This window comes from Rhodoferax sp. GW822-FHT04A08 (assembly GCF_058801025.1).
In genome coordinates this window covers 127,760-152,680 of the sequence record NZ_JBXAMW010000006.1, presented here as the reverse complement: position 1 = coordinate 152,680, position 24,921 = coordinate 127,760, and the positions used below count along the sequence as shown (strand labels likewise).

General features: G+C 59.2%; 19 protein-coding genes. All 19 read right to left on the bottom strand.

The window, feature by feature from the left end:
- Nucleotides 1-4: 4 nt before the first annotated feature.
- The 19 genes from AC1RMF_RS13905 to AC1RMF_RS13815 all read right to left on the bottom strand — a co-directional run bounded on the left by AC1RMF_RS13905 (nucleotide 5) and on the right by AC1RMF_RS13815 (nucleotide 24,798).
- Complete coding sequence (locus tag AC1RMF_RS13905) at nucleotides 5-1,246, bottom strand: glycosyltransferase (protein ID WP_493142161.1); 1,242 nt, start codon at nucleotides 1,244-1,246, stop codon at nucleotides 5-7.
- Nucleotides 1,243-2,559 (bottom strand): nucleotide sugar dehydrogenase, encoded by a 1,317-nt coding sequence (locus AC1RMF_RS13900; protein WP_493142159.1) that lies wholly within the window; start codon nucleotides 2,557-2,559, stop codon nucleotides 1,243-1,245. Before AC1RMF_RS13900 ends, AC1RMF_RS13905 begins: the two co-directional genes overlap by 4 nt.
- A 60-nt stretch (nucleotides 2,560-2,619) precedes the next feature.
- On the bottom strand, nucleotides 2,620-3,009 hold the full coding sequence (locus AC1RMF_RS13895; protein ID WP_493142157.1) for a GtrA family protein: 390 nt from the start codon (nucleotides 3,007-3,009) through the stop codon (nucleotides 2,620-2,622).
- Nucleotides 3,010-3,045: 36 nt separating this feature from the next.
- Complete coding sequence (locus tag AC1RMF_RS13890) at nucleotides 3,046-3,996, bottom strand: glycosyltransferase family 2 protein (RefSeq protein WP_493142156.1); 951 nt, start codon at nucleotides 3,994-3,996, stop codon at nucleotides 3,046-3,048.
- 57 nt (nucleotides 3,997-4,053) lie between these two features.
- Nucleotides 4,054-5,607: a glycosyltransferase family 39 protein gene (locus AC1RMF_RS13885; RefSeq protein ID WP_493142154.1), complete on the bottom strand. Its 1,554-nt coding sequence runs from the start codon at nucleotides 5,605-5,607 to the stop codon at nucleotides 4,054-4,056.
- 79 nt (nucleotides 5,608-5,686) lie between these two features.
- Nucleotides 5,687-6,778 carry an acyltransferase family protein gene (locus tag AC1RMF_RS13880; RefSeq protein WP_493142152.1) on the bottom strand — a complete coding sequence of 364 codons (1,092 nt, stop codon included), beginning with the start codon at nucleotides 6,776-6,778 and terminating at the stop codon, nucleotides 5,687-5,689.
- A 193-nt stretch (nucleotides 6,779-6,971) separates the two neighbouring features.
- On the bottom strand, nucleotides 6,972-8,936 hold the full coding sequence (locus AC1RMF_RS13875) for a right-handed parallel beta-helix repeat-containing protein (protein ID WP_493142150.1): 1,965 nt from the start codon (nucleotides 8,934-8,936) through the stop codon (nucleotides 6,972-6,974).
- An 88-nt stretch (nucleotides 8,937-9,024) separates the two neighbouring features.
- Nucleotides 9,025-10,155, bottom strand: a complete 1,131-nt coding sequence (locus AC1RMF_RS13870) for a glycosyltransferase family 4 protein (protein ID WP_493142149.1) — start codon at nucleotides 10,153-10,155, stop codon at nucleotides 9,025-9,027.
- 24 nt (nucleotides 10,156-10,179) lie between these two features.
- Nucleotides 10,180-12,285 (bottom strand): NAD-dependent epimerase/dehydratase family protein, encoded by a 2,106-nt coding sequence (locus AC1RMF_RS13865; protein WP_493142148.1) that lies wholly within the window; start codon nucleotides 12,283-12,285, stop codon nucleotides 10,180-10,182.
- Nucleotides 12,286-12,395: 110 nt separating this feature from the next.
- Nucleotides 12,396-14,303 (bottom strand): XrtA/PEP-CTERM system amidotransferase, encoded by a 1,908-nt coding sequence (locus tag AC1RMF_RS13860; protein ID WP_493142147.1) that lies wholly within the window; start codon nucleotides 14,301-14,303, stop codon nucleotides 12,396-12,398.
- A gap of 6 nt (nucleotides 14,304-14,309) precedes the next feature.
- Complete coding sequence (gene xrtA, locus AC1RMF_RS13855; RefSeq protein ID WP_493142145.1) at nucleotides 14,310-15,884, bottom strand: exosortase A; 1,575 nt, start codon at nucleotides 15,882-15,884, stop codon at nucleotides 14,310-14,312.
- A 7-nt stretch (nucleotides 15,885-15,891) separates the two neighbouring features.
- Nucleotides 15,892-17,118, bottom strand: coding sequence for a TIGR03087 family PEP-CTERM/XrtA system glycosyltransferase (locus AC1RMF_RS13850; protein WP_493142144.1), 1,227 nt, complete (start codon nucleotides 17,116-17,118; stop codon nucleotides 15,892-15,894).
- A 7-nt stretch (nucleotides 17,119-17,125) separates the two neighbouring features.
- Entirely contained in the window at nucleotides 17,126-18,187 is a 1,062-nt protein-coding gene (locus tag AC1RMF_RS13845) for a FemAB family XrtA/PEP-CTERM system-associated protein (RefSeq protein WP_493142142.1), read from the bottom strand.
- On the bottom strand, nucleotides 18,171-19,022 hold the full coding sequence (locus tag AC1RMF_RS13840; RefSeq protein ID WP_342618764.1) for an XrtA system polysaccharide deacetylase: 852 nt from the start codon (nucleotides 19,020-19,022) through the stop codon (nucleotides 18,171-18,173). Before AC1RMF_RS13840 ends, AC1RMF_RS13845 begins: the two co-directional genes overlap by 17 nt.
- On the bottom strand, nucleotides 19,019-20,122 hold the full coding sequence (locus tag AC1RMF_RS13835; RefSeq protein ID WP_493142140.1) for an XrtA/PEP-CTERM system-associated ATPase: 1,104 nt from the start codon (nucleotides 20,120-20,122) through the stop codon (nucleotides 19,019-19,021). Before AC1RMF_RS13835 ends, AC1RMF_RS13840 begins: the two co-directional genes overlap by 4 nt.
- A 3-nt stretch (nucleotides 20,123-20,125) precedes the next feature.
- Nucleotides 20,126-21,670, bottom strand: coding sequence for a TIGR03016 family PEP-CTERM system-associated outer membrane protein (locus tag AC1RMF_RS13830; protein WP_493142139.1), 1,545 nt, complete (start codon nucleotides 21,668-21,670; stop codon nucleotides 20,126-20,128).
- The gene (locus AC1RMF_RS13825; protein WP_493142137.1) at nucleotides 21,648-22,577 is read right to left on the bottom strand and encodes an XrtA-associated tyrosine autokinase; all 930 of its coding nucleotides are present in this window, start codon (nucleotides 22,575-22,577) and stop codon (nucleotides 21,648-21,650) included. The genes AC1RMF_RS13830 and AC1RMF_RS13825 overlap by 23 nt, the downstream gene beginning before the upstream one ends.
- Before the next feature lie 6 nt (nucleotides 22,578-22,583).
- Complete coding sequence (locus AC1RMF_RS13820) at nucleotides 22,584-24,146, bottom strand: XrtA system polysaccharide chain length determinant (protein ID WP_493142136.1); 1,563 nt, start codon at nucleotides 24,144-24,146, stop codon at nucleotides 22,584-22,586.
- Nucleotides 24,147-24,228: 82 nt separating this feature from the next.
- Nucleotides 24,229-24,798, bottom strand: coding sequence for an XrtA/PEP-CTERM system exopolysaccharide export protein (locus tag AC1RMF_RS13815; RefSeq protein WP_342621196.1), 570 nt, complete (start codon nucleotides 24,796-24,798; stop codon nucleotides 24,229-24,231).
- Nucleotides 24,799-24,921 lie beyond the last annotated feature (123 nt).

Sequence of the window (24,921 nt, the reverse complement as noted above, 5' to 3'; positions counted from 1 at the left end):
GGGTTCAGCGGGTGACAGCATGGGTGCGGTGGCGCTCCAAGGCACCCAGGCAGATCTTCTCGAACACTTCAGCCGCAACCTTGTGGCCAAAGCGTTGGTCCACAACTGCGCGTGCCTCGCTTGATATGCGCTGCCGCAACGCCGCATCCTCCAAGAGTGCCAACACGGCATCGGCCATGGGCTGTGCGCCATCACGCTCCAGAAAGTGACGCTCCGGCTCAGCGCCGAGACCTTCCGTGCCCAGTGACGTGGAGACGATGGGACAACCCATCGCCATGGCCTCGAAGGCCTTGATGCGTGTGCCTCCACCCACCAGCAGCGGTATGACAAAGGCATGGGCCGCATGCACATAGGGTCGGACGTCGTCCACAAATCCAGTGAACTCCACGTTGCGCGCGGATTGTCCCAGTGCCTTCAGCGTATTCGGGGGATTCCGCCCGACGACCACGAAGCGCGCATCGGGTTGCCGCCGCAGAATGAGAGGCCAGACTTCATTCAAGAAGTACTGCACTCCATCGATGTTGGCCGTCCAATCCATGGAACCGGTAAACACCACTGTGGGGGGGTGCGCCCCATCCACGGGCGGCGGAACCTGCCAGGAAAAGAAATCCAGATCCACGCCAGTGGGAATGGCGTGGCAGTCTGCTATGGCATAGGAATTCCGGAAGAACTGCGCGTCGCGCTCCGAGACGGCAATGACGGTGGTGAAGCGCTCCAACGCGTCGCGTTCGAAGCGGGCCATCTTGCGGTACTGGGAGGACCACATCCATCGTCGCGCCCCATCTTTTGCCTTGCTGGCGTGACGCGCAAAGATCTCGGCCTCCACGTTATGGGTGAAACACACGCTGGCTTGCTGCAGTTGCTCAGGCATGAGTACCGCGCTGTGCACGAAATCAAACACGATGAGATCACCCGGCGCCTGCGCCAGTTGCCGCACAGCGTTGGCGCCGGCCTCTGTGCGGTCAGCCACTACGTTGACGGGCAGCTCGCGCAACAAGTCCAGTGCACGCAACCATTTGGGCCGCTCTGGTGCCGGTTGCCACGCAACGAAGCGGTCGCACACGCCGGCAATCTCTGCAGCCCAACGCCGCTGTTGGGCCTCATCAGCCACACTGACCAGCGTGATGTCAAAGGCGCCACCTTTCAGTCCACGCAAAATATTGGTGGTGCGTATCTTCCCGCCCGCATCGTTGGGGAAAAGAAAGACCGGCGAAACGAAGACCAGCCGAGGCTTGCGTGGCGTCACCAGCAAATGCCCTCGTACTCAACGCCGTCCAGGTTGCGCAACTCCGCATAGCCCGACAAATCAACAATGCGCCGTCCCTTTGCCCGGGAAACAATCAGCTGTCGCACCTGCGGCTCGGCATGGCCGATGACAAGCACTTCGGCGTCGTGGAGTGCAGCTTCTGGCGATTCGCGCAAAAGCCTGTCCAGGTGCGGAATTTCTCGCTCGATGAATTCCTTGTTCTTGCCCAGCAGGCGGCTGAGTTTGACAAAACCGTCATAAATGCACAGGTCAAAGCCCTTGCCCAGCAACCGCTCTGCCAGCGCCACCAGCGGCGAGTCACGCATGTCGTCCGTGCCGGGCTTGAATGCCAGACCGAAGAGCGCCACCTTGCGCCGTCCGTCACGGGCGATCAGATCGTATGCGCGCTTGATGTGCGCTTCGTTGCTATCCAGGAGGCCCCCCAGCACGGGAATGGGAACGTTGAGGCCACGAGCCAGTGTCAGGAAGCCTTTGACCTCCTTGGGCAGGCATGAGCCGCCGAAGGCGAATCCCGGGCGCAGATACGCTGGAGAGATATTGAGTTGCGCGTCGTTGCAGAATATCTTCATGACCTCGCGACCATCCAGGCCGGTGGCCTTGAGCACCGACCCGGCTTCATTGGCAAACACGATCTTCATTGCGTGGAACACATTGCACAGGTACTTGACCGACTCGGCCACGGCGTTGCTGGTGCGCACGAACTGACCGGGCAGGCCTTCGTACATCTGCTCCAGAGCCAGGTACCCCGCTTCATCCAGGCTGCCGATGACGGTCTGCGGCGGGTTGTGAAAGTCTTTGACGGAAGAGCCTTCCCGCAGGAATTCGGGGTTGAACACCAGCGACAGGTTCTGTCCCACCTTGCGCCCGGAACTTTCTTCCAGAATGGGCAATATGCGGCCTTCGGTGGTGCCAGGCGGGACCGTGCTGCGCAATACCACGACGTGCGGCGTGCTCTTCTTGCGCAACACCTGACCAATGGATCGAATGACGGCGTCTACCGCCGTGAGATTGGGCGAATAATCGGGATTGGAGGGCGTGGCCACCGAAATCAGCGAAACGTCGGTATTGAGCACCGCATACTCCACGTCAGGAGTGGCTTGGAGCTTGCCTGCCTGGACGGCAGACGCAATCAGCTCATTGATGCCATCTTCCACCACGGGTGACTGGCCATCGTTGATCATTTTGACCTTGAGCGGATTGGTATCCACACCAATCACGTCGTGACCCAGTTCGGGAAGGCAGCCACAGGACACGGCGCCCACATACCCCAAACCAAAAACGGAAATCTTCATGCCTACCCTTTCAAAACGCCTCCGAAGTGGCAAAAACGAATGCTACTTGGAACTACACAGCTAGCCGCGTCCCGGCTTGAACACGAGATGCCTGGCCACCAGAAAATTGAAAACCATGGCAACACCCGAGGCTAAGGCCAAGGGAACCAGCGGGTACTGCTTCAGGTCAGTCCAGCATGCCAGGGCGAGAAAAAAAACTGAAAAATTAATGCCGGCACCCATGGTCTGACCAGCAAGGTACTCAATGTAGGCGCGGCGCGCCCTGCGCGGCTGCGGGTGTGAAAACGTCCAGGCCCTGTTCAGGGTCCATGTGACGGTGACGGCCAAGCCGAAGGATGCCAGACGTGCCGCTAGCAGGGGGGCACCCAATCGCAGCAGGCCCATCATCACGCCCGCATCGACCCCAAAGCCGACTCCCCCCACCACCATGAAGCGCGCAAAATCACGCATGGGTTGTGGCATCGGGAACGCGCGGCACGCCGTGGCTCACACACGTTCCCCCTGGGTGGCAGGAACCGAGAGATACAGCAGTCGCTTCATCTCCTGGCGGCCACGGGTGACGGTATCGAGGATCAGGCCTGCCGTCACGCTGAGAACAGCCGTCAACATCAAGCCAACCACCAGAACTGCCGTAGGCAGACGGGGCACCAGGCCAGTTTCCAGGAAAGTCATGATCAGCGGCACGGAGAGACCCAGACTCAGAATGGCCAGCACGGCTCCGCAGGCACCGAAGAACTGCATGGGACGCTCTTCCTTCAGGAAGCGCGCAATGGTTGTGAGGATCCGCCAACCGTCACGGTACGTGCTCAGCTTGCTGATCGACCCTTCCGGACGCTCTCGGTACGCCACCGTCATTTCGCCCACAGCCATACGCATTTCCAGCGCATGCACGGTCAACTCGGTTTCAATATCGAAGCCACGCGTGAGCGCAGGAAAGGATTTGACGAAGCGGCGCGAGAATATCTTCAGGCCCGACAACATGTCATTGAATTCCTTGCGGAAAAAAGTGCCCACCAGCCCCGTCAACAGGCGATTGCCAAACTGATGCCCGAAACGGTAAGCCTGTTCACTTTCATGGATGCGCTCACCATTCACCATGTCCAGGTTGTTTGCCAGCATGTACTCTAAGAAAGAGGGCACACAGGAGGCGTCATAGGTGTCGTCTCCATCCACCATGACGTACAGGTCGGCATCGATGTCCGCAAACATTCGACGAATCACATTGCCTTTGCCCTGGGACCGCTCGCCACGAACGACGGCGCCCGCTTCCTTTGCACGGGCTACCGTGTCATCCTTGGAATTGTTGTCGTACACATAGATGACGGCCTCAGGAAGTGCTTTTCGAAAGTCTCGCACCACGTTGGCAACGGTCTGACCCTCGTTGTAGCAAGGCACCAGGACAGCGACTTTCAGATTTCGGAAGCTCGTGTTTGCCATAGTTTCATTCTATCTATTCAATGTGGGACCAGGTCGTGGAGCAGGCGGGGCATCGATTCAGCGGCTGGTGGAATCTTGCACACCTGCCGGCAACGGTGGCGCGGGCAAGCGGAACAAGGCGGCGTGACGCGGCTGGAAATTGAGCTTGCGTGCCACGGCATCCGGCAACACATGGTCCAGGCCCATGCCGAATATCAGCGCGATCATGGGACGTGGCGGCTCCTGCATTTGCGCAACCTCAATCCAGTCGGAACCCGGACGCTGAACGGGCCAGTCTTTCGGCAGGCCGCGTCTTGGCCGGTCGTAGAAGAAATACAGATCGCCCGGACGAGGCGGCTCAGCGACAACACGTTGTGCGCTTTCGTTTGCATCCAGCAGCCATGCCGCACCTCGCAAAGTGCCAGGGTCCGTACTTATCCTGGAAGCGGTGCCCTGTGCTGCAATGTGTGCCAGCGCCTTTTCCCCAAAGAGAGGATTGCGGTCCGATACACCAATGGCAAGCAAAGCAAACCCCGCGGCCGCACAGACAACACCCACTGCCACCACCATGCGCCCTTTGCGAATCGTGTCCGCAAGGTAGATTGCAAGCGGCATGGCCAGGGCGGTGGCTGTGAGAATTTGGTAACGCGGCACGAGCCATAAGAACGTGAACACGAATGACATCACCAGAAACCATACCGCTGCCAGCAATAGAACCATGCGGCTGATAGTTCTGATGCGGGCCACAGCCTTGACGGAAAGATAGACCGTTGCCGCCAGACCCAACCACGGCAAGATGCCAAAATTCTGGTTGAAGAACAACACAATCCAGGCCTGCAACCAGCGGGGTGCAGTCAACGAGCCAAACCGGTCAAGCCCTTGCTGGGTCTGGAATTGGCCCACCATGTCAGGATTGTCACCTTTCACACCCTGTTGGCTTATATGCAGTCTGTACAACAAGTCGCCGCTACTGCCCGCCAGGTACGCGGTGTCAATGGCCAGGACGAGCGCCACGCCAACACCTATCCAGAGGTAGATGTCACGCCGCCCGCCATAGTTCCGCATCATCAGAATGCCGTAGAACACGGCAAGAACCACACTGGTCTCCCGTGTGATCAGTCCCAAGCCAGCAAAGATGCCGCACAAGACGAACTGCCAGACGCGGCCTCCCGTCTCCAGAGCATATAGAAACAGCCAAACGGAAGCTAACAGGAAAAAGGTCTCCGGCAGGTCGGTCGTTACCCAGGAAGCGCCGGAGACGATCACCGGCGTGGAGGCCACCAGCGCTACGGCGAGAAGGCCGCCGTAATAGCCCGCTATCCTGCGCACACAGACAAAGCTCAAACCGAGAAGCAGCACGAAGTACAGCAGCGAGGGAAATACGAGTGTCATCTCGTTGCGGCCAAACACCGCAAACCCCAGAGCCATAGGCAGGACAATGGCGTGACGCAGTCCCCAGTGGTTTGCTGCCAGGTGAAAGTGCCCTACCCACTGCTGAGCCGCCGTGGCATAAAAAACGTCATCACTCTCGGAAAAGCCAATCCAAGCATAACGGACCAACAGCAGCACATACGTGAGCGTCAGCAGCGCAGCTACCCAGCTCCAAATACCTCCACCTGCATCGGTGTGCATCGAGCTTTTCGTGCCAGATGAATGTGCCAGATCACTCCCCCTTGGATAGAGCGCTACGCCCTTGTTGTTTGAAGCGACTTCATTCACGGGCTACAGCAAATCGCCTTGCCAATGAACGGATGATGTCGCGACCCGGGTATTCTATCCAGCGATAGGTGCACCAAGCGATCGGGATGGTCGTAAGTGAGCCGGCAAACGCAACGGCCAGGGCCGCCGTCTGACCAAGCGCTTGGGAATGCAGTTGCTTGACCAGACTGAGCTCCAGGTACGCAATAGGGTAGTGAATCATGTATAGGGAAAAAGAAATCACCCCCATGAAGTACATGAAGCGATGGTCCAGCACCCTGGTCACCCAACTGCTGTTGTATGCAACGCCCAGGATGATGAACGGAAACGTCAAAACCGCCACAAGGTCCCACAGGCGCAGCAACATCATGGTGGCCGCAATCAACAACATGATGGAAAGGACGACATCGGTGCCAAAGCGCTTTGCACGGGGATCCATGGAATAGCTGTGATACACCACCATGCCCAGCACAAATTCTGAAAAACAGCGGACCAAAGTCCACGATACCGTTTGCGTTTCCAGACTCAGCCGATGCCCATGCATGGCAGTTGCTGCCAGTGCAAGTACAGCCCCGACTGCCAACAGACCTCGAATCCAAGAACTTGTGTGAAAAACGAGTTTCAGGAACAAGGGGAACGCCAGATAGGCGAAAAATTCAACACTGATTGACCAGGACGGACCATTCATGTTGGGAGCAAGTCCCAGACCTTGCAGTAACAAAAGATTGAAAATCACATCTCGCACCGGGTTCGCGGATTCAAACGCTGGCTTGACCGAACCAGTGAACCCTGGCGATACAGCCAATGTATAGGTCAATAGTGCAAATGTGATAAACCAGTGCAGCGGAATCAGACGGGCAACGCGCTTGATCATGAAGGATGGAGCGGCACGCACAAATCCGTATTGTCGGAAGTCCGCCGCATAGGAGTACGTCATGATGAAGCCGCTGAGTACAAAGAAAAGATCAACGGCAAGGTACCCTCGCGGTGCCAGTGACGGGATGGTGGCTACGGCGTGGTGCTCGAAGGCAGTCGAAAAATGTAGCAGCACCACGTAAAACGCTGCCAGACCACGCAAGGACGTCAACGCGCGCAATTCAACCATAGACAGTTACCCGTTTGCTCTGCGGTTTGGGTGGGCCAAGCCAGCTTCCCGTTGGCGGACAGCCAGAAAGTCTGGGCACTTTCCTGCTGCAAAAGAATGGGCGAATTATTCGTGCGAAAGGTGTTGATTCTACCGTAGTCACGCCTCGAAGCCATGGCCGCAGGCACTTGGCCGGACGGCTGCGTGCTCCCCCCTAGTCCACGGCACCAACAGTGTTGGTACGTCGAGGGCTAACAAACTGCTGATGCTGATATCCCGGCGTACCCACCACTGTGCTGGAATTCACCTGAATCGGATTGCGAAGGCGGAACGACTGGTCTATGCCATTGAAATTGACAATGGAATAACCGGTGCCGAAATAAGTGCCAGCCTTCCAGTTCGGTGATGGGGTCTGGCAATAGCCAACAAATACGTTGTTGCGGATGTGCAGGTTTTCTGGCGCCACAGGCGCCTTGCTATTGAGGAAGAAAGGATACGTCTCGTGCTTCAAGCTGTCGTAATAACGCGAGAATGTGACAAAAGTGTTGTGCTCGATGGTCAGCGCCCAGGGACGGGACATGTCAAAGGTTCCCGCGCCTTTTTCCACCCCGTAGGTAACGGCAGCACCATTGGTAGAGTCACCGGAATAGTTCTTGGCAAAAATATTGTTGCGCAAAACCAGGTCTCCCCCTTCAGGGATGTCCACCAACCACGACTCACGCATCTCTCCCTGCGCAGACCGTGAGCCCTGAAAGTAGTTGCCTTCCAGCAGATTGATCTGGGCACGCGATTTGAATAGATGGCCGTAGTAGGAATTGTGTGACCAGGAGCCCGTCATCTTGACCGTGAAATTGGGATCACGCAGGCTGGCATTGATATAGATGTTGTGCTCGGGCCCACCGCCCCCGCCGTTGTCAGCAAGCTCCACGTTCTGCAGCAACAGCAGCCCGCTGTTTGCGTTCGTGCCGAATATGCCGTTGGCCGATTGCCTGTGAAAGCCACTGACGCGGATATTCTTCAGCGTCAGATTGTGTACGCCATTGACATAGATACCCGCCTTGCCAACCAGTACGTTGCGGTCGCTGGAGACGACGTCGAGGTTCTCAAGCGTGATGTTCTCCGACTGGCCGATGTAGATAATTCCCTGGCCCAGGGTGTTGTTGCTGACCCCGCTTGCCGGCAGCTTGATGACGGGCCGCACGCCGTTGACGGTGACACCCCGCACGGTGATGTTCCTGGGCACCACGAACTGCTTGGCGTAGTAGGCAGCATCGTTCTCGGCGTTGGGGCCGATGAAGATCTGCTGATCTTCACCTTCGTACACAGCCGGATATACCTCGAACACGTCACCGTCCTTCCACTGCGTATACAGCTGGCGCCGGAACGGCCCCACCGAATTGTCCTTGCCGTCCACATTGTTGGGCCTGCTGCGTCCGCCCGAAAGCCGGCTGTAGGTGGCGATGACCACGTTGTTGCGTATGTGCTTGATAAGGGGTGTGCCCGAGGTGGCGCCAACCACCTGTGGGTCCACGGTGGCCGGATTCCACTCCCATTGGCTGGGATAGGTGTTGTCGCTGCAATAGCTGTTGCTGTAGGACGTTTCGGCCGAATACCCATCAACCTTTCTGGCGGACTCATCCGCTTCGGTTGCCGTAACCGGATGTTCGCAATGGGAAGGCGCCACGGCGCACGACCAGTCTCCCAGGTTACCCAATCGGACCAGCGCCCCCTTGGTCAGCGGCCCCATGGCGTATACGGAACTGCCCGATACACCAAGCAACATCTGGGTGCCAGAGTAGTAACGGAAGATGTAGCCCTGCGTCTTCTGGCTGGCCGGGTTGCCAGGAAACAGGGACGCGTAGCTGCGCTGAGCCCAATCCAGAAATTCCCCTGCGGTGGGAGCCTGCGGCACAGTGGCGTTTTGCACCGCTGGCTGGCTGGGCAGGTTCGGGCCATGTGCCCCTAGCAGGGTCATCATACGCACACACTCGCCGTCCACCAACTGGAACACGATAGCCGGAGAAGCCGGGTTTGGTGGCACAGCTTCCGCACACTGGGCAGGATCGACCACCACGCTGCGAGGCGACGGGGGTTCAACGGGAGACAGACTGGCAGTGGAGCCACTGACGCTGCAAGCCAGCAGTACAAAGCACACCAGCAATCGTAGACAGGACCGCATGGACAAGATCATTTCTTTTCGGTAGATCATTCGGATGCCTGGAAGGCGCGGCACGCGGGTAACGCGTTCAGATGATACGCTAATGCCTCTACACTGACGACACGCCAAGATGGGGCGCATCGAACACCAGGTCAAGACGACCATCGAACAGCTTCCGCCATTGGGCAACCATGACCTGCTCCGAATAATGCTGCCGCACTTGGCTCAGGCCCGCTTCAACCCACCGCGGCCACTCGGCGCGTGCATCCACCGCGCCCAACAATGCTGCGCAGAAGGATGCATCATCCGGTTCTGACAAGCCCGCCCTTGCCGACTCCGGCAATATGTGCGGCACGTCGCCCACCCGGGTAGCAACAACGGGCACACCTGCGGCCATGGCTTCCAGCATGGCGATGGGAAGCTGCTCGGTGTCCGAGGAAAGAGCAAACAGGTCAAACTGGGCAAGGCGTGTCCCCGGTGCGGCCAGGTAACCAGCGAACTCGACGTCAGCGGCCACGCCCAACTGGGTGGCCAACTGCTGCAATTCGGCCCGCAGGGCGCCATCGCCAACGATGACCAAGCGTGCGGCCTGGCGCGCACGCAGCGCGGCAAATGCACGCAGCAAACGTGCAATGTTCTTTTCGGGGCGAAGACCCGCCACCGTGCCAACCACCAGCGGTGCACTCGGATCTGGGCTGGCAGTCGCACTGGGCGGCACATCGTGCAGTACCACACCATTGGGAATGAAACGCACGTAGCGGGCACGCAGCTTCCAGACATCCAACGCAATGCGTTGCAGGTTGCGCGACGCCACCACCACGGGAAGGGGTCGCCACCCCAGCAATGCACGGCGCATCAGCACGCGACGGGGCAGTTGGCTTTGCGCCTCTTCCGGCCCAAACCCGTCCTCCACATGGACCTGAGGAACCAGCTTGGGCAAATTGGCTGCAGCCCACTCCATGGCACCCCAGTTGTAGCTGAACAGAACATCGGGCTTTCGGGCAAGCAAGACATCTCGCAATGTGGAGCGGTTTGCCAATCCACCACCGCGACGGTTCGGCAACGGCAGGCGCTCCCAACTCACGTGCGGCCCCAGGCGTTCACCGGCTTCGAAGCAGTTGTCCATGGCCGCCACCACGTGGTGGTAGTCCGGTCCCAGCGCATTGGCCAATTGCACGAACCGGGCTTGCGGACCGCCCAACTTGAATGTCGAAAAACCGTGCAATATAACGCGCGCCATCAGCTCAGACCTTTCTGTCCAGTCTCAACTTTCTGCGTGCACGGCCAGCGCGCGCTGGTGGAATACATGCGGGTCGGATGCTGGCGTCCACCCCAGATCGCGCTTGGCGTCGGAGCAATCAAATCCTGCCTTGAGACCGCGCGACAGGATGTCGCGTCGGTACGGGCGCTTGACCTTCTGACCGGCGACTTTCTTCACCGCCCACTTGCCCATTTCCGTCAACCACAGTCCAGTGGGAGAGGACGGCACAAAATGCAGGGGACGCTGCAGCACCTTGGACAGATCCTGCAGGTATTGGCGCGCACTGGGGCGCACGTCCCCCACGAGGTTGTAGGCCTTGCCAGGCGCGCTGGGAGAGGTCAGCGCGGAAACAATTGCATCCGCACAGTCTTCGACCAGTACCCAGGGCAAGGCATTGCCGCCATCATTCCAGCCCACACAATACTGGTCATTGTTGAAGAAGCCCAGACCGCCGTGGAAAGGCGAGGTGCCAGCGCCAACCACCAGCCCGGGGCGCAGCAGAACCACAGGCAGGCCCTGGCGGTGCGCCTTGAGCATCTCGGCATCGGCCAACGCCTTGGCATGGGAGTAGTCATTGCGGGTATAGGGCCGCGGATCGGGTGGGGTTTCGCCGGTGATGACATCACCACCATCGCCCAGATATAGGCCTGAGATGGAGCCTACGTGCACTAGCCGCTTGATGTTGCTGGAGCGGCATACATCGGCAACTGCCACGGCCGTATCCACCATTGCCGCGCGAATTGCCTCGAAATTGGCTCCGCCTCCGCCATGGGCCAAATTGACGACAAAATCCGCACCTGCCATCACGCGCTCCAGATCTGCCTTGCGTTTGACATCGCCACGGACGATCTCCACCCCCGGTTCATAGAACACCGGCTGCAGGTTTGCGGCGCCACGCCCCATGGCACGCACGCGGTATCCCTTGCGCAGCAAGGCTGCCACCGTGTGCGCCCCGATGAACCCAGTGCCTCCCAGCACGGCCACGATGATGCCCTGTGGCGCCGCTTTGGCAGAAGACGGATGGTCGACTGCTGTAGGAGGCAAGGGTTTGAACGCGGTAACCACCTGCTCGCATACATTGACCAGATGGGCACCAAAGGACAAATCAATACGGGGTCGCTGACGTGCCTGCAAGTCAGCATAGAAAGATTGCAGACTGCCCTTCATACCCAGATAGAAAGCATCACTACGTGGCCTGAGCTTGACCATGGCCAACGCATAGTCACGCAGTCCGGCGAAACCCTGTGACGCGATCTGCTTGCCCGTTGCACGTGCCGAGAGCCAGTTATCGATAGGCTCCATGTAGGCACTGCGTTCCAATGTATGGAACTGGTTGGAGAAAATGTCGGCAACAGCCACGCCGTCATCGCAGACCACCGTCATGCGACACACCGTGAAATTGGAGCCGACGTGGAACCGCAGGTTCGCAGGCATGCGCTCGCACAGCATGGACACTTGACATGCATTGTGAAGCCCCACTCCGGGGGAAATTTCTACAGGCGTTTCGGCCAGCGTGACCAGCTCTTTGACCTTGCCGGCCAGATCCACGATCTGCGACATGGGATGCACAGCCTGCTCCAACAGGATGTTCAGCGGTTGGCGAAACATCCAGTGACCGAACTGCTTGCCCGTGAGCTGGCGCAATGGAGCCTCGTACACGTAATTGATGTAACGCGGACGCCCCAATCGGCCCGAGGTGATGGCTTCCCGTAGTTGCACGTAGGCTGGGTTGAAGACCAGATTCTGGTTCACACCGATTACCGCACCAGAGCGTTGCGCGGCTGCTGCAAGTGCGTCGCACTCCGCAGTACTCACACCCACAGGTTTTTCCATCAGCACGGCTTTGCCGGCCTCAACAAAAGGCATGGCGGTGGACAAATGCAGGTCTGGCGGCGTCAGGACATGCACCGCATCAGCGGCAGAGGCCGCCGCACTCTCGAGCGTGGTGAATACGTTTGCGGCTCCAAACTCCTTTGCGAAACTCTCGGCAACCTTGGGATTGATGTCGAATACGCCAAACAATTCCGTTCCGGCGACTTCCCTCAATGCAGAAGCATGGGTTTTGGCGATATTTCCCGCACCAACCAAAACGACTTTTCTCTTGTTCAAAATAACTCCCAACAAATGTGTTTTAGAGCCTGTACGGCACGATCATAAGCGTACGCGACGAGGGTAGAAGACCGCGTTTCGCGTGCGTTGCTGCAGCCCGGAAATCCACCTTACTGCGGTGCCCGACCGTCGCCGGCCTGACGCAGAAAGGCATCAAACATCAGCAGCGACCACAGCGGCACCGAGAAATCGCGCTGGCCGCTCTGGTGTTGCGTCACCATGGACTTGAGTGTGGCCGGGTTGAAGTAGCCGCTGTCGAGCATGCGCGGGCCCAGCACGGAATCGCGCGTTCGCTGTGCCAGCGGGCCGCGCAGCCACTTGGCCAACGGCACCGAGAAGCCCATCTTGGGCCGGTACAGCACTTCGTGGGGCAGCTTGGACTCAAAGGCCTTCTTGAGAAGGTACTTGCCCTCCTGGCCCTGAATCTTGTGGCTGTTGGGCAGCGTGGCCAGCCATTCGATGAGCTGGTGGTCCATCAAAGGTTCGCGCACCTCCAGCGAGTGCGCCATGGCAGCTCGGTCTACCTTGGTGTTGATGTCCCCCACCAGCCAGGTCTTGTAGTCCAGGTACTGGATCATGGCCAGCGGATCGTCGGTGCCGGAGCGCGCTGCGTGCTCGCGAAAGATCTGCACCGCACCGTAGCCGCCCAGCTGTGCCTTGAATCCGTCGGAATAGAGCGCCGCGCGTTCATCGCTGCGCATCACCGACATGCTGTGCTGGTAAGCCTCTGCGGCGTCCATGGCCAGTGCCTGAAAGGTGGTCTTGGCGCGGAACATGCGCGGTGCCCAGTCGGCCTTGGGGTACAACCGGCCCAGCACACCAAACAGCGGCCGACGCAAGCCCATGGGCAGCATGCCTCGCGCCTTCTCTTCGGCCATATGCAGCCGATAGCGGCGATAGCCGCCAAAGCTCTCGTCCCCGCCATCGCCAGACAGGGCCACGGTAACGTGCTTGCGGGCCATCTGGCATACGCGGTAGGTTGGTATGGCGGAGCTGTCCGCATACGGCTCGTCGTAATGCCAGGCCAGGGTATCGATCAGATCGAAGTCATCACTCTTCACCACTTCCAGCCGGTGGTCGGTGTGGTAGCGGTCAGCCACCATCTGTGCAAACGCCGACTCGTTGAAGTTCGGGTCATCAAACCCGATGGCACAGGTGCGAATGGGCGTGCTGGTAAGTCCCGCCATGGTGGCTACCACGGCACTGCTGTCCACGCCGCCCGACAAGAATGCGCCCAGGGGCACGTCGGCAATCATGCGTAGCCGCACGGACTCCTGCAGCCGTTGCATCAACTCGGCTTGGGCGTCACGGCTGCTGATGGCGTTGTCCAGGCTGAAGTGCACATCCCAATATGGCTTGGACGGCGGCACGGGTTGCCCGTGGCGCAAGGTGAGCGTATGCCCTGGCGTGAGCTTGTGCGCACCGCGGTAGATGCAGCGGGGGTCCGCAACATAGCCCAGGGCGAAGTACTCCTCCACCGCCAGCGGGTCTATGGCCCGGTTGAAGCCGGGGTGCGCGGTAATGACCTTGAGCTCGGAGCCGAAGATAAAGGTGCCATCGTCCAGCAGCGCGTAGTGCATGGGCTTGACGCCCAGGCGGTCGCGTGCCATGAACAGCGTCTGCTGGTTGCGGTCCCAAATTGCGAAGGCAAACATGCCGCGCAGGCGCTGCACACAGGCCTCACCCCAGGCCTCCCAGGCGTGGATGATGACTTCCGTATCACTGCGGGTATGGAACACATGGCCCAGCGCCTTGAGCTCGGGCACCAGTTCTTGGTAGTTGTAGATCTCACCGTTGAACAGAATGACCACGGACTGGTCTTCATTGAACAGCGGCTGCTGGCCCGTGGCCAGGTCAATCACCGACAGGCGGCGGTGACCGAACGCGATGCCGGGCTCCTGATGCAGCCCCAGCTCATCCGGCCCGCGATGGGCCTGGACGTTGTTGATGCGAGCGATCAGCTCGGTGGCAAAGTTCTGTTTGCCACGGGTGTCAAAAAGTCCGGCTATGCCACACATGATGCGTTACTGGTAAGTTGAGTGCCGAATGGATTGCAGCCAGGCGCCAATGGCCGAGGCGTTGGCCTGCATGAATGCTTCCAGCGCACGTTCGCCCTGCCCGGCTTCCCCTTTGGGCGCATACACGATCACTACCGCCGAGTCATCACCCTGACCCATCAAGCTATAGAGCGCCGTGTATATCTTGGCCAGCATGTCACTGGAAGTGAGCGTGCCGTTGACCCAATAGTACTGCCACACCGTGAGTCGTTCGGCGCCGACGACGCCAGGTATGGGCGAGCCGCGCAGCTCCGCAGTGCGGACCTTGAGCGAACCGTTGGCAAGCTGCAGGGTGCGAACACCGCTGGCCACCTGAGCCCAATCGGTGACCTGGCTCTTGACCAGCACATTGTCGGAGCTGACCATCTTGCGATCCGCATTCTGGTTGCGGTAGTACGCCATGTACAACTTCACTGCACGCTCGCCACTGCCATAGCTGGTGGTCAGCTGCGAAGACGGGTTATTGAAAACAGGCTGCCACTTGGGGGCCGGTTCAGGCGTAGCGGTCCACCCGGGTGACAGCTCGGCAGGAGCCGCCAGATTGGGTTGCGGCAGGCCGGCCACAGCACGGTGTATCTGCCAGCGGCCAAGAGGCGGCAGAGCCACCACCATCAAGACAATCACACTGGCAAGCACCCAGCGCTGTGGGCGCGGTGCGCTGCCGCTGACCGCATTGGCTGGATTGGCTGCGGAGGGCTGCAAGTCCGGTTCCGGCTCGGACCAGCGTGCACCGATCCAGAACATCAGCATGATCACCACCCCGAAGAACACCCACCCGTAGATGATGTGGTCCACACCGGTAGCCAGCTTGTTGCCCGACAGGTGGCCCAGCATGACGATCATGTAGGCACGAATCCAGTTGGCCAGTACGGGCACCAGCAATGAAACCACCATGAACAGAACCCGGCGTCGCAAGGTCTGGTAATTGAGGTAGGCAAACAGGGTGCCCACGGCCAGCGATGCGATGATGTAACGAATGCCGCTGCAGGCTTCGATCACCGACCAGGCACCGCTTGGGATGATGAACTGCAATCCTTCGCGGTATACCGGCACGCCACTGGCGCGCAGGGCCAGCACCGTGAAATCCGCCGTCCACTGCATGAGCTGCGGCATGGCGAATTCACCAAAGGGCACGCCGAAAAACAGGAATGCCAAGGGGAATGCAATAGAGGCGGCGACACCATACCCCAGCAACGTGGGCACCAGCAGCACCAGCATGGAGACCATGGCAAACTGGCTCAGCGCATTGACCGCAGCCAGCTCGCCCAGCAACCATGCCAGCCCTGCCAACGCCAGCAACACGCCCGCCCACAGGCTGGGCACGGGTGCAATGCCCGCCAACACATGCCGCCTGCGCCAGACCAGCCACAACACGATGGGCAGCACCAGGAAGCCGTGCGCAAAGGTGTCTGAGCGTGACCAAATGCCGACTATGGATGCACCCGTGTCCAGATACAGCAGAACAAATGCGAGAGCCACCACGACAAATGCCGTCAGCGCCTGTCTCCACACGGCTGAGTTACTGGTCAAGGTTTTGGTCATGGCATGCTCAGGATACGGGCGTGGAAGAAAGGTAACGGTCAATGCCGCCCAGATGGGCAGTCCAGCTGTAATGCTGCACCACGCATTCGCGACCGGCGTGCCCCACCGCGACCGCGCGTTCCGGTGCATTCAGCAGCGCCTGGATCTGGTCCACAAATTCCGATGCGGTGCCAGCAGACAGGAGTTCCTTGCCCTCGACTGCCGAGACCGCACCCGCACACTCGCGCGATGCAATCACCGGTCGCGCCATGGCCATGGCTTCCAGGATCTTGTTCTGAATGCCGCGCGCCACACGCAGTGGTGCCACGACCAAGGTAGCGTGCTGCAGATAGGGGCGCACGTCAGCCACCGTACCGGTGACCACGACGGAAGGCGACGCCAAGTTCTGCACGGTGGGCGGTGGATTGCGGCCGACAATGTAAAAGCGCAGCCCCGGCCAACGCGTCAACAGCTGGGGCAAGACATCGCTGACAAACCAGGCTACCGCATCAATGTTGGGCCAATAGTCCATCGCACCGGTAAACACCAGCGACACTGCCCCGTCACCTGTTGAGCCAACGGCAAAGGGAGAGGCGCGTTGCGGGTCCGGTGCAAAGTACTCGGCATCGACTCCGTTGCAGAGTGCGTCCACCTTCTGGGCACACTCGGGCGCCAGCCGTTGAAAGAGCGCCACTTCGTTTTCTGTGACCAGGAAGCTGCGGCGTGCGCGTGCGGCAACCTCTCGCTCAAACGCCAGCAGGCGCTCGCCTTCGCGTCGATACAGCCAGGATAGCGGCCAGCGGTGGTTGGCCGCGTATTGGCTCCACTTGGCAGAGTCCACGTCTACAAAGTCCACCAGCATGGGAACCGACTTCTGTGAATTCACTGGAATGTATTGCGCCATCACCGACGAGAAGATGACGATGGCGTCGATCTGGTTCTCGGCCAACACCTGATTCACCCACGCCTGCAAACCGGCATTGCGGTAATAGCGCAAGCCCAGCGCCTGGTGATGCAACAGGCCGATAAGGCTACGCAGCTTGGCCCAGCGCGGATTCAAGCCAGCCACATGCAGTTGCGTACACAGTGCCCGCACCGTGTCCACATGCTGCCAGTCATCCGGGTCGTCCACAAAGGTGCCCAGGTACACCTGGTTGCTGGCGCTCAGATGCTTGAGCAGGTGGTAGGAGCGTACCTTGTCCCCTTTGTTCGGGGGGTAGGGCAACCGGTGCGCCAGATACAGAAGGTTGCCCATAACCCCGTCAGCCCAGGTTACGGACGATGAACGGCCCCAGCCAGTTGGCCATCGCGATGGGCATGCGCCGCCAGGCGCTGATCATCAGCTTGTATTTGGCGTTGTTGGGGTTGTTCTGTGGAATGGCGTCGCGCTTGTACAGGCAGAACGCATAGTGCAGCGGCTTGGGCTCGAAGCCCCAGTTCTTCTTGAACGCATAAGGGCCGGTGCCTTGCTTGCTGCGTCCGTAGTCAAACACCTTGAGCCCTCTGACGCAGGCGCGGCGCATGAGCTCCCAGTATTTGAAGTCGTTGGCGGCCAAGTCCCGTGCCGCTTCATCGTCCCCTGCATAGTAGGGGAGCACTTCGTCGCGGAAGTAAAAACTGAGTACCGAGCTCAAGGGTTTGCCGTCGTTGGTGGTGACCGTGAGGACCTCACAGTCCGCACCAAACTCCTTTTGCAGCGCTTGAAAATATTTCTTCGGCATGGCTGGCGTGCCATGGCGATGCACATTGTCGGCAAACAGTTTGAAGAAGCGGTCCACGGTCGGATCTATGTGGCTCACCAGTTCATTCTTGATGCCCTTGCGCACCATGGCGCGCTGCTTGCGGGGAATGGCGAGCATGTTCTCGTCTTCCGTGGGCAATATTTCCTTGCGAAAGGTGACGTAGAGGTCCTGCGTGGGCCAGTCGGGGTGACGGGACTCCACATTGCGCAGCTCCAAGTGGTCGACGCCCAGATCCACTGCAATGCGTTGTGCCTCCTGCTCCAGCGCGTCTGCAGCCTGCTCCGAGGTTGCGGCCACGCCACCGTAGACGGTAAACGGCAGACCGGTAAGGGCGTTGCCAAACAGCCAGCTGTTCACATGCCCCAGAGGCAGCACGCCTTCGATGGCGCCGTTGCGCTCGGCATACAGGAAGTAGGTGTCGTGCCGGAATACCTTGGCGATGATGTTCTGCCATCCGGCGCGATGAAAAAAAGTGGCCTGCGGGCAGGCCATGACGAAGGCTTCCCAACGCGCAACGTTCGAGGAATCATCGGCACCCAGGCGCTTGACGGTAAGTGATGCGGACTCAGTGGGCGTGGGCATGCGGCAATGGTTTATCCAGAAATATGTGATCCATGCGGCCCCAGCGGAAGTCGGTCAGCAACTGGTTCAGCCGCGCCTCTACCCGGTCAATATTGACGTAGTGCCGGAAGCGCGTCTTGGCACTGATGCCTTCAATGCGCGGTTGCTGCGTATCGATTTCCCACGGGTGGAAGTAGAAGATGCCGGCCTGCCCGTCGTCGGCGTTCACGCGTTGCAGCATCCAGCGCGTCAGCGCATAGGGCAGCAAGCGGAAATAGCCGCCACCGCTGGAAGGAAAGTTGCGACCGAAAGCGCGCAGGGTAGTGATGGGGACCTCGATCAAACCCGGGCGCACTTCGTGCACAAAGCGGGGGGAGTCGGGCATGCCGTAATGGTCATGCGCTATCGGGTAGATGCTGGAGCTGTAGCGATGACCGGTTTCTGCCAGGCAATCAAAGGCCCACAGATTGCTCTTGCCAATGGAGAAGCTGGGCGCGCGGTAGCCCACGACGGCGCTTCCGGATATGTCTTCCAAAATCGCCTTGGCCGAGCGTATATCTTCCAGAAAGGCAGCTTGCGTCAGATCACTGGCGCGTTCGTGGCCATAGCCATGGCTGGCCAGTTCGTGACCACCTTCCACGATCTGCCGGACCAGTTGGGGGTAGCGCTGCGCCACCCAACCCAGTGTAAAAAAGGTCGCCTTGGTGTTGTGCTGCTCCAGCAGCGCAAGAATGCGGTGCACATTGCGCTCCACACGACATTCGCAGTTGTCCCACGTTGCCCGGTCAATGTGCGGTGCAAACGCCGAGACCTGGAAATAGTCTTCCACATCGATGGTCAGCGCGTTGGTGATCATGGCTCGCCAGGCTCCTTGGGTTTGGCCAGCGCTGTTACGAGTTTCTGCAATAGCACCAGCACTTCCAGATTGATACGCTCCAGATGCAGCACGCTGCGCTCCAGCCTGCGCATGCGCGCGTCCAGTTGCTCTCCGCCCAGGCCACCGATCCGGCGCGAGAGCTCCTCGCCCAGTGCCGGCTTGAGTTGCAATTTGCCGATGTCGATGTCCACCGCGCTCTGCCCGCTCTCCACCGGCAGAATCGAATCACCATCGTTCCTGTCGGTTGTGCCGGCGACGAAGGGGGCTGCATATTCTTCCTGCAGCTCGCCCACCACTTCGTTGACCTCGGCTATGCCAAAGGCATCCTTGCTGGCAAGATATCCCGACAGCAGCAGACGGTCGCAGATCTGATTGATGCGCCGGGGAATGCCGCCGGACGCTTCAAAGATGCCTTTGTAGGCCTCTGCATCAAAGCTGGGGCGATCCTTGGCACCCACGCAATGCAGGCGATGCTCGATATAGCCCTGGGTCTCTTCGAGATCCATGGGCCCGAGGTGACAGGTAGCCGTCACGCGTTGACGCAGCTGCTGCATGGAAGGGCTGCGCAAGATGGTGCGGAACTCGGGCTGGCCCACCAGGAAGGTCTGCAGCAGAGCCTGCTGGCCGAACTGGAAGTTGGAGAGCATGCGCAACTCCTCCACCGCCTTGGGCGTGAGGTTCTGCGCCTCGTCCACGATCAACAGGCAGCGCTTACCTTCGGTGACCTGGTTGACGAAGAACGCCTCCAGCGACATGAGCAGGTCCGCCTTGGAAACGTCCTTGACGCGTACGCCAAATGCGGCACCTACCATGCGCAAGGTATCGTCGGCATCCAGTTGCGTGGTGACCAGATTGGCGGCGAGCACGTTGCCCTCCTCCAGCGTGGCCAACAGGCCGCGCACGATGGTCGTCTTGCCCGCACCCACGTCTCCCGTGATGACAATGAAGCCCTCGTTGCGCTGCACGCCATACTTGAGATAGGCGCTTGCGCGACGGTGCTGCTTGCTGGCGAAATAAAAGGCCGGATCAGGATTGAGCTGAAATGGCTTGCCGCTTAACCCGTAATACTCTTCATACATGAATTAGAACTGCAGTTTGAAGGTGCCAGTGACAGCGGTTTCTGAATATGGAATCAGACTGCTGTCTGACTCCGAATGACGAAAGCCCAGTGTCACGTTGGACCGAAGGCCGACCTTGCCGGTCAGACTCAGGTTCACTGAACGCAACGTGTTGGACTGGGAGCTCACCGATCCGGTGGTGGCCACCTGCGAAAGCAGAAGTGCCAGGGAGTAATCCGGTGTAAGCCGATGGGCAAGATTTACGCTCAGACCAGTCTGACGTACCAGCGTTGCGGTGGAAAAATCATCAACGGCCGTCGTGAGCGCATCAAAACGGTTGCTCTCTGACTGTGTTGCGACAAATGTAATGGTGTCGCGCACACCCAGCAGTGCAAAAGAGGCCTCCTGACGATGCTGCATGGTGAGCGACGAAGCGGTAAAGCCCATGCCAACCGTTGCCCCCAGAGGAATACCGTAGGACTGCAAGAAGGCAGTAACAAACTGCGCACGAGCCCCAGGATCCGGCACGACGGTGGCAAACTGCGCGTAATACAGGTCATACGCCGTGCCCACGGAGACGGTACCGTTCTGATTGGGAGTCTGGGTAATGTCCTTGGTATCGGAAAAATGCCAGATGGTGCGGCTGGTGCGGCGGTCAAAACTCACCTGGTAGGTATCGCCATAGGCGTGATGGCGCGCACTGGCGGACAACTTGGTCACCTCGGACGGTGTCCAGGAGAAACCGAATCCTGTCAGTGAATTGGTTTGTCTGTCCAGGCTAGTGAAGTTGTTGGATTCAGAACCTGCCTCGACCGAGACATTGACCTGCGGCGTGATGGCATAGTTGAGGCCCAGGACGGCGGTGTCGTTGTCGGTCGACCTGCCTGCGCTGTAGCTGACATCTTGGTGCGTGACATCGGCAGACCAGCCCAGGTACCTCTGACCATTCCCACCCTTCAATCCAAATGACGCATCATTGGTGGCGACATCGCCCGAGGAACCGCCGCTGGTGACGGTGCGGCTGTAGCGGCCCAGATAATTGACCGCGCCCGCGAAGCTGCCCTGCACATAAGGTGATACACGGTAGGTGGAAACTTCGGTGCTGTTGGAGTTGACCGAGCTGGTGCTGGTCGACTGCGTGCCAAATGCCGAGATTGCCTGCTGGCTGATGGAGCCGCTGGCATCGATGAAGAACGTGTTGTCCACGGCCTCCAGCGTCATGTTGGACGCCAGCGCGTTGGTGGTGCGACTGGGGGAACTGGACTGCGCGTAGGTCGCTCCAGTCAGTGTGTAATCAAGAAAGCCCTTGAGTCGGGCCTTGTTCACATCGACACGTAGTCCGGGACTGATTTCGGTGACCTGATCCGCCTTCTTGGCGCTGCTCAGGCTTACATTATCGGTCCAGGTTTCTGTCACCGAAACACGGGGCACCACGCTCACAGCGGGTTTGGGGCCGGGTGTTGCCGCGTCGTCCGTTACCTGTGCCGAAGCGAGAGGCGACAGGCAGGCGAGCCCCCATGGCAGCAATACGCGCAGCACATGTGCTTTAGGTGCCAGTTTGCTGACCATACCCATACCCATACCCGTAGCCATATCCATAGCCGTCTTTGAACGGGGTTGTCGCCTGGTTCAGGAGCACGAACTTCACCGGGCAATCTTCTATGGTGCTCAGCGCGCTGCGTACATCCGAGCGCAAGGTGGAATCGGCCTTGACGACCATCACGATCTGTCCCATGTGGGTGGCCAGCACCCGTGACTCCGTTGTCAACAGCAAAGGAGGCGAGTCAAAAATGATGATGCGGTCCGAATACCGGCTGCCAATATCTTCCAGCAGGCGCGTCATGGAGTCGCTGGCCAGCAGTTCAGTTGCTCTTGGATGAGGCGTACCGCTGGGCAGCAGGGTGAGCTTCTCGATATTGGTCTTGAGCAGCACACTGGACAGATCAAACGAACCGTTCACCACAAGGTCCAGCAAGCCGGGACTGGGCTCCAGCCCCAATCGGTTCAACACCGACGGTCTGGCCACGTCTGCATCCACCAGCATCACTGTGTAATCCAGCTCGGTGGCAATGCTCATCGCCAGATTGATGGCGGTAAAACTCTTACCTTCGCCCGGCAGGGCGCTGGTCACCATGATCAGGTTTCCATTGGCAATCGGTGTGGCCCCCTTGCCTACCGCATTGGCAAGCAGAGGACGCTTGATGACCCGGAATTGGTCCGCTATCAACGACCTGGGCGCATGCGGACTGACGATGCCCGCCGCTGCCAGCGTGTCCAGGTCAATCTCCACACTGCGCGAATAACTGACAGGCGCAGTCGCGGCTTCTGCAGCCGGCTGTGTTGTTGCCACAGGCGGCGGCACCGCTCCGGCAGCGACGGCAGCAGCAACCGCTGCGGGAGATGCTGCTGGAACCTCTGCGCCTGCACGCTTGAGTTGTTCCAGGCGCTGTGCGGCTTTTTCGATCAGGCTACTCATGTTGTTTCATCCCGCCCGCCCAGACAAAAAGATTATTAAGGCCATGCCAATGGCATATACGAGCAACAGCACACCAAACGCACCTGCAAACTTCTTGAGGTCCGCCTTCCTCTTTGCCAGACCGGCTTCATCCAGATTGAGCGATACCGTTCCCAGCAGCGGCAGTCCGGTCATTTCAGTCAGAGAGCGCGGATCAAAGAACACCGCCCGTATCTGACTCAGCAAGAAGGCGACTCCAAGGCCCGCCGCAATGGCGGCTGCCAGCGCCATGGGCAACAGGATCAGGCGGTTGGGAGCAACCGGCTTGGGCGAAGTGCGCGGCGGATCGATGAGGCGGAAATCAGCCACCCCGGCCGCATTGTCCAAGTCGCCGGAAAGCGCCGCCGACTCGCGGCGTGCCACCATGTCGTTGTAGTTCTTCTTGTTGATGTCGTAGTCGCGGTTGAGCTGTGCAAACTCGGCCTCAATCTGCGGAGCACTCTTCATCAATTGGCGGGCACGCTCATACCTTGCGGAATATTCGCCAACGCGGGCGCGAAGCGACGCGACCTGCACTTCGGCATTGGCCAAAAGGCGGCTCATTTCCTGCTGCGCCGGGCTGGCGGCGGCGGGTGAACCTGGGTTGGCCAAAGCCGCCTTGCGCAATTCGGCAACTTCCTTGCGCTTCATTTCTTCAAGTTCCTGGATCATGCGGCGCGCGCCGGTGACGTCGGGGTGCTTGTCGGTGTACTTTTGCAGCAAGGCATCCAGATTGCGTTTCTGGGCATCTATACGGGCATCGATCTCGGGAGTCGCGACCGTGGGCGAAGTGTCTTGCGACAGGCTGCGTGAATACGAAGCACGCTCCTGCTCCAACTGGCGTTTGGCCGAATCCCTGGCGTTCTCAGCCTCGCGCAGCTCCAGACGCGCCTGGCTCAGCTGATCTCCGATGGCGCCGATCTGCTCGACCACACCCTTGCCATCGCCAGTCTGCATATCGATGTTGCGAAGCTTGAACTCTTTCAGACGGGTCTCGGCCTCTTCCAGCTTGGTCTCATAAGCCTTGATCTGCTCATCGATGAACTTCTTGGCGACCTCGGAATCCTTGCGACTATCGCCAAGGCTCGACTCCACAAAGATGGACACCAGTGACTGGACAACCCGTTTGGCCTTGTCCGGACTGGAGTCTCTGTAGGACAGAGCGTAGAGGTTGTCTCGCCCCACCGACTTGATTTCAAGCGCCTTGGTGAGTTCGTCAATCAGCGCTTCCTGCGCCTCCTTGGACTTGGTTCCCAGATCCAGGTCCGCCATGCGGATGAGCTTTTCCACATTGGGGCGGCTGATCAATGTGCGGCTCAGCATCGTGACTTGCTGTTCCACATTGGGCTGCACCGCCAGGCCGGACATCAGTGGTTTGAGAATGGACTGGGTATCTACAAATATGCGCGCTGTCGCCTCATATTTGTCGGGAACAGCAACTACTGCACCTGCGCCAAGGATCGCCACGATCCAGGCGACCGCCAACGCCGCCCACCTGTGTCTCCACATGCCGCGAGCAACAGATAGAACATGGCCGATTACCTCTTCCATAGGGGGTGTTTCTCTTTGATCGTAAGAATCAGTATCCAGCGGCCAAGGCGAATACCGCCTTGTTGCCGAGACCCGACCGGAATCAGAACCAACCTTGCGGAATGGTCAGAATATCGCCCGGACGCATTTCAACATTTGCAGAAATGTCACCACGCTTGAGCAGATCCTTCAGACGCACGGAATAGCGCTTGCCACCTTCCGAGGCACGGGTGATGGAAGCCGCATTGCCGTCTGCAAAATCGGTCAAACCACCCACAGCAATCATGACATCCAGCACTGTCATCTTTTGCTTGTAAGGAAGAGCCTGTGGCTTGGCGGCCTCGCCAATGACGCGAATCTGTTCACTGTACGGACCGACGAAACTGGTGACGATGACGGTGACAACAGGGTCCCGCACGAATTTACCCAATTCGGTTTCGACTTCACGCGCAATTTCAATGGAGGTCTTGCCTTGAGCAACCAATTCGTCAACCAGTGGGGTGGACACTTTGCCATCAGGACGCACAGGCACGGAAAGCGAGAGCTCCGGATTGCGCCACACAATAATATTAAGAGTATCGCCCGGACCTACGAGGTAGTTGTAGTCCTGCGAAGAGGCAGTAACTGGCGCTTCGTTAAGGCTGACGCTATTGCTGGCACACGCAGTAACCAAGCCTGTGAAAAGTACCAGCGCTACCCAGCGAAAACAAGTGCCCAGTGCGGCGTTTAGAAATTTCAAGGCGACCTCCCCAAAAGGCAAAAAGACTGCATGTATGTGCAGTTGTGGAATATAGCG

Coding starts and splice junctions, on each gene's coding strand:
- AC1RMF_RS13900 (WP_493142159.1), bottom strand. CDS start 2,559: ATGAAGATTTCCGTTTTTGGTTTGGGGTATGTGGGCGCCGTGTCCTGT.
- AC1RMF_RS13895 (WP_493142157.1), bottom strand. CDS start 3,009: ATGCGTGATTTTGCGCGCTTCATGGTGGTGGGGGGAGTCGGCTTTGGG.
- AC1RMF_RS13890 (WP_493142156.1), bottom strand. CDS start 3,996: ATGGCAAACACGAGCTTCCGAAATCTGAAAGTCGCTGTCCTGGTGCCT.
- AC1RMF_RS13885 (WP_493142154.1), bottom strand. CDS start 5,607: ATGCACACCGATGCAGGTGGAGGTATTTGGAGCTGGGTAGCTGCGCTG.
- AC1RMF_RS13880 (WP_493142152.1), bottom strand. CDS start 6,778: ATGGTTGAATTGCGCGCGTTGACGTCCTTGCGTGGTCTGGCAGCGTTT.
- AC1RMF_RS13875 (WP_493142150.1), bottom strand. CDS start 8,936: ATGCGGTCCTGTCTACGATTGCTGGTGTGCTTTGTACTGCTGGCTTGC.
- AC1RMF_RS13870 (WP_493142149.1), bottom strand. CDS start 10,155: ATGGCGCGCGTTATATTGCACGGTTTTTCGACATTCAAGTTGGGCGGT.
- AC1RMF_RS13860 (WP_493142147.1), bottom strand. CDS start 14,303: ATGTGTGGCATAGCCGGACTTTTTGACACCCGTGGCAAACAGAACTTT.
- xrtA (WP_493142145.1), bottom strand. CDS start 15,884: ATGACCAAAACCTTGACCAGTAACTCAGCCGTGTGGAGACAGGCGCTG.
- AC1RMF_RS13850 (WP_493142144.1), bottom strand. CDS start 17,118: ATGGGCAACCTTCTGTATCTGGCGCACCGGTTGCCCTACCCCCCGAAC.
- AC1RMF_RS13845 (WP_493142142.1), bottom strand. CDS start 18,187: ATGCCCACGCCCACTGAGTCCGCATCACTTACCGTCAAGCGCCTGGGT.
- AC1RMF_RS13840 (WP_342618764.1), bottom strand. CDS start 19,022: ATGATCACCAACGCGCTGACCATCGATGTGGAAGACTATTTCCAGGTC.
- AC1RMF_RS13835 (WP_493142140.1), bottom strand. CDS start 20,122: ATGTATGAAGAGTATTACGGGTTAAGCGGCAAGCCATTTCAGCTCAAT.
- AC1RMF_RS13830 (WP_493142139.1), bottom strand. CDS start 21,670: ATGGTCAGCAAACTGGCACCTAAAGCACATGTGCTGCGCGTATTGCTG.
- AC1RMF_RS13825 (WP_493142137.1), bottom strand. CDS start 22,577: ATGAGTAGCCTGATCGAAAAAGCCGCACAGCGCCTGGAACAACTCAAG.
- AC1RMF_RS13820 (WP_493142136.1), bottom strand. CDS start 24,146: ATGGAAGAGGTAATCGGCCATGTTCTATCTGTTGCTCGCGGCATGTGG.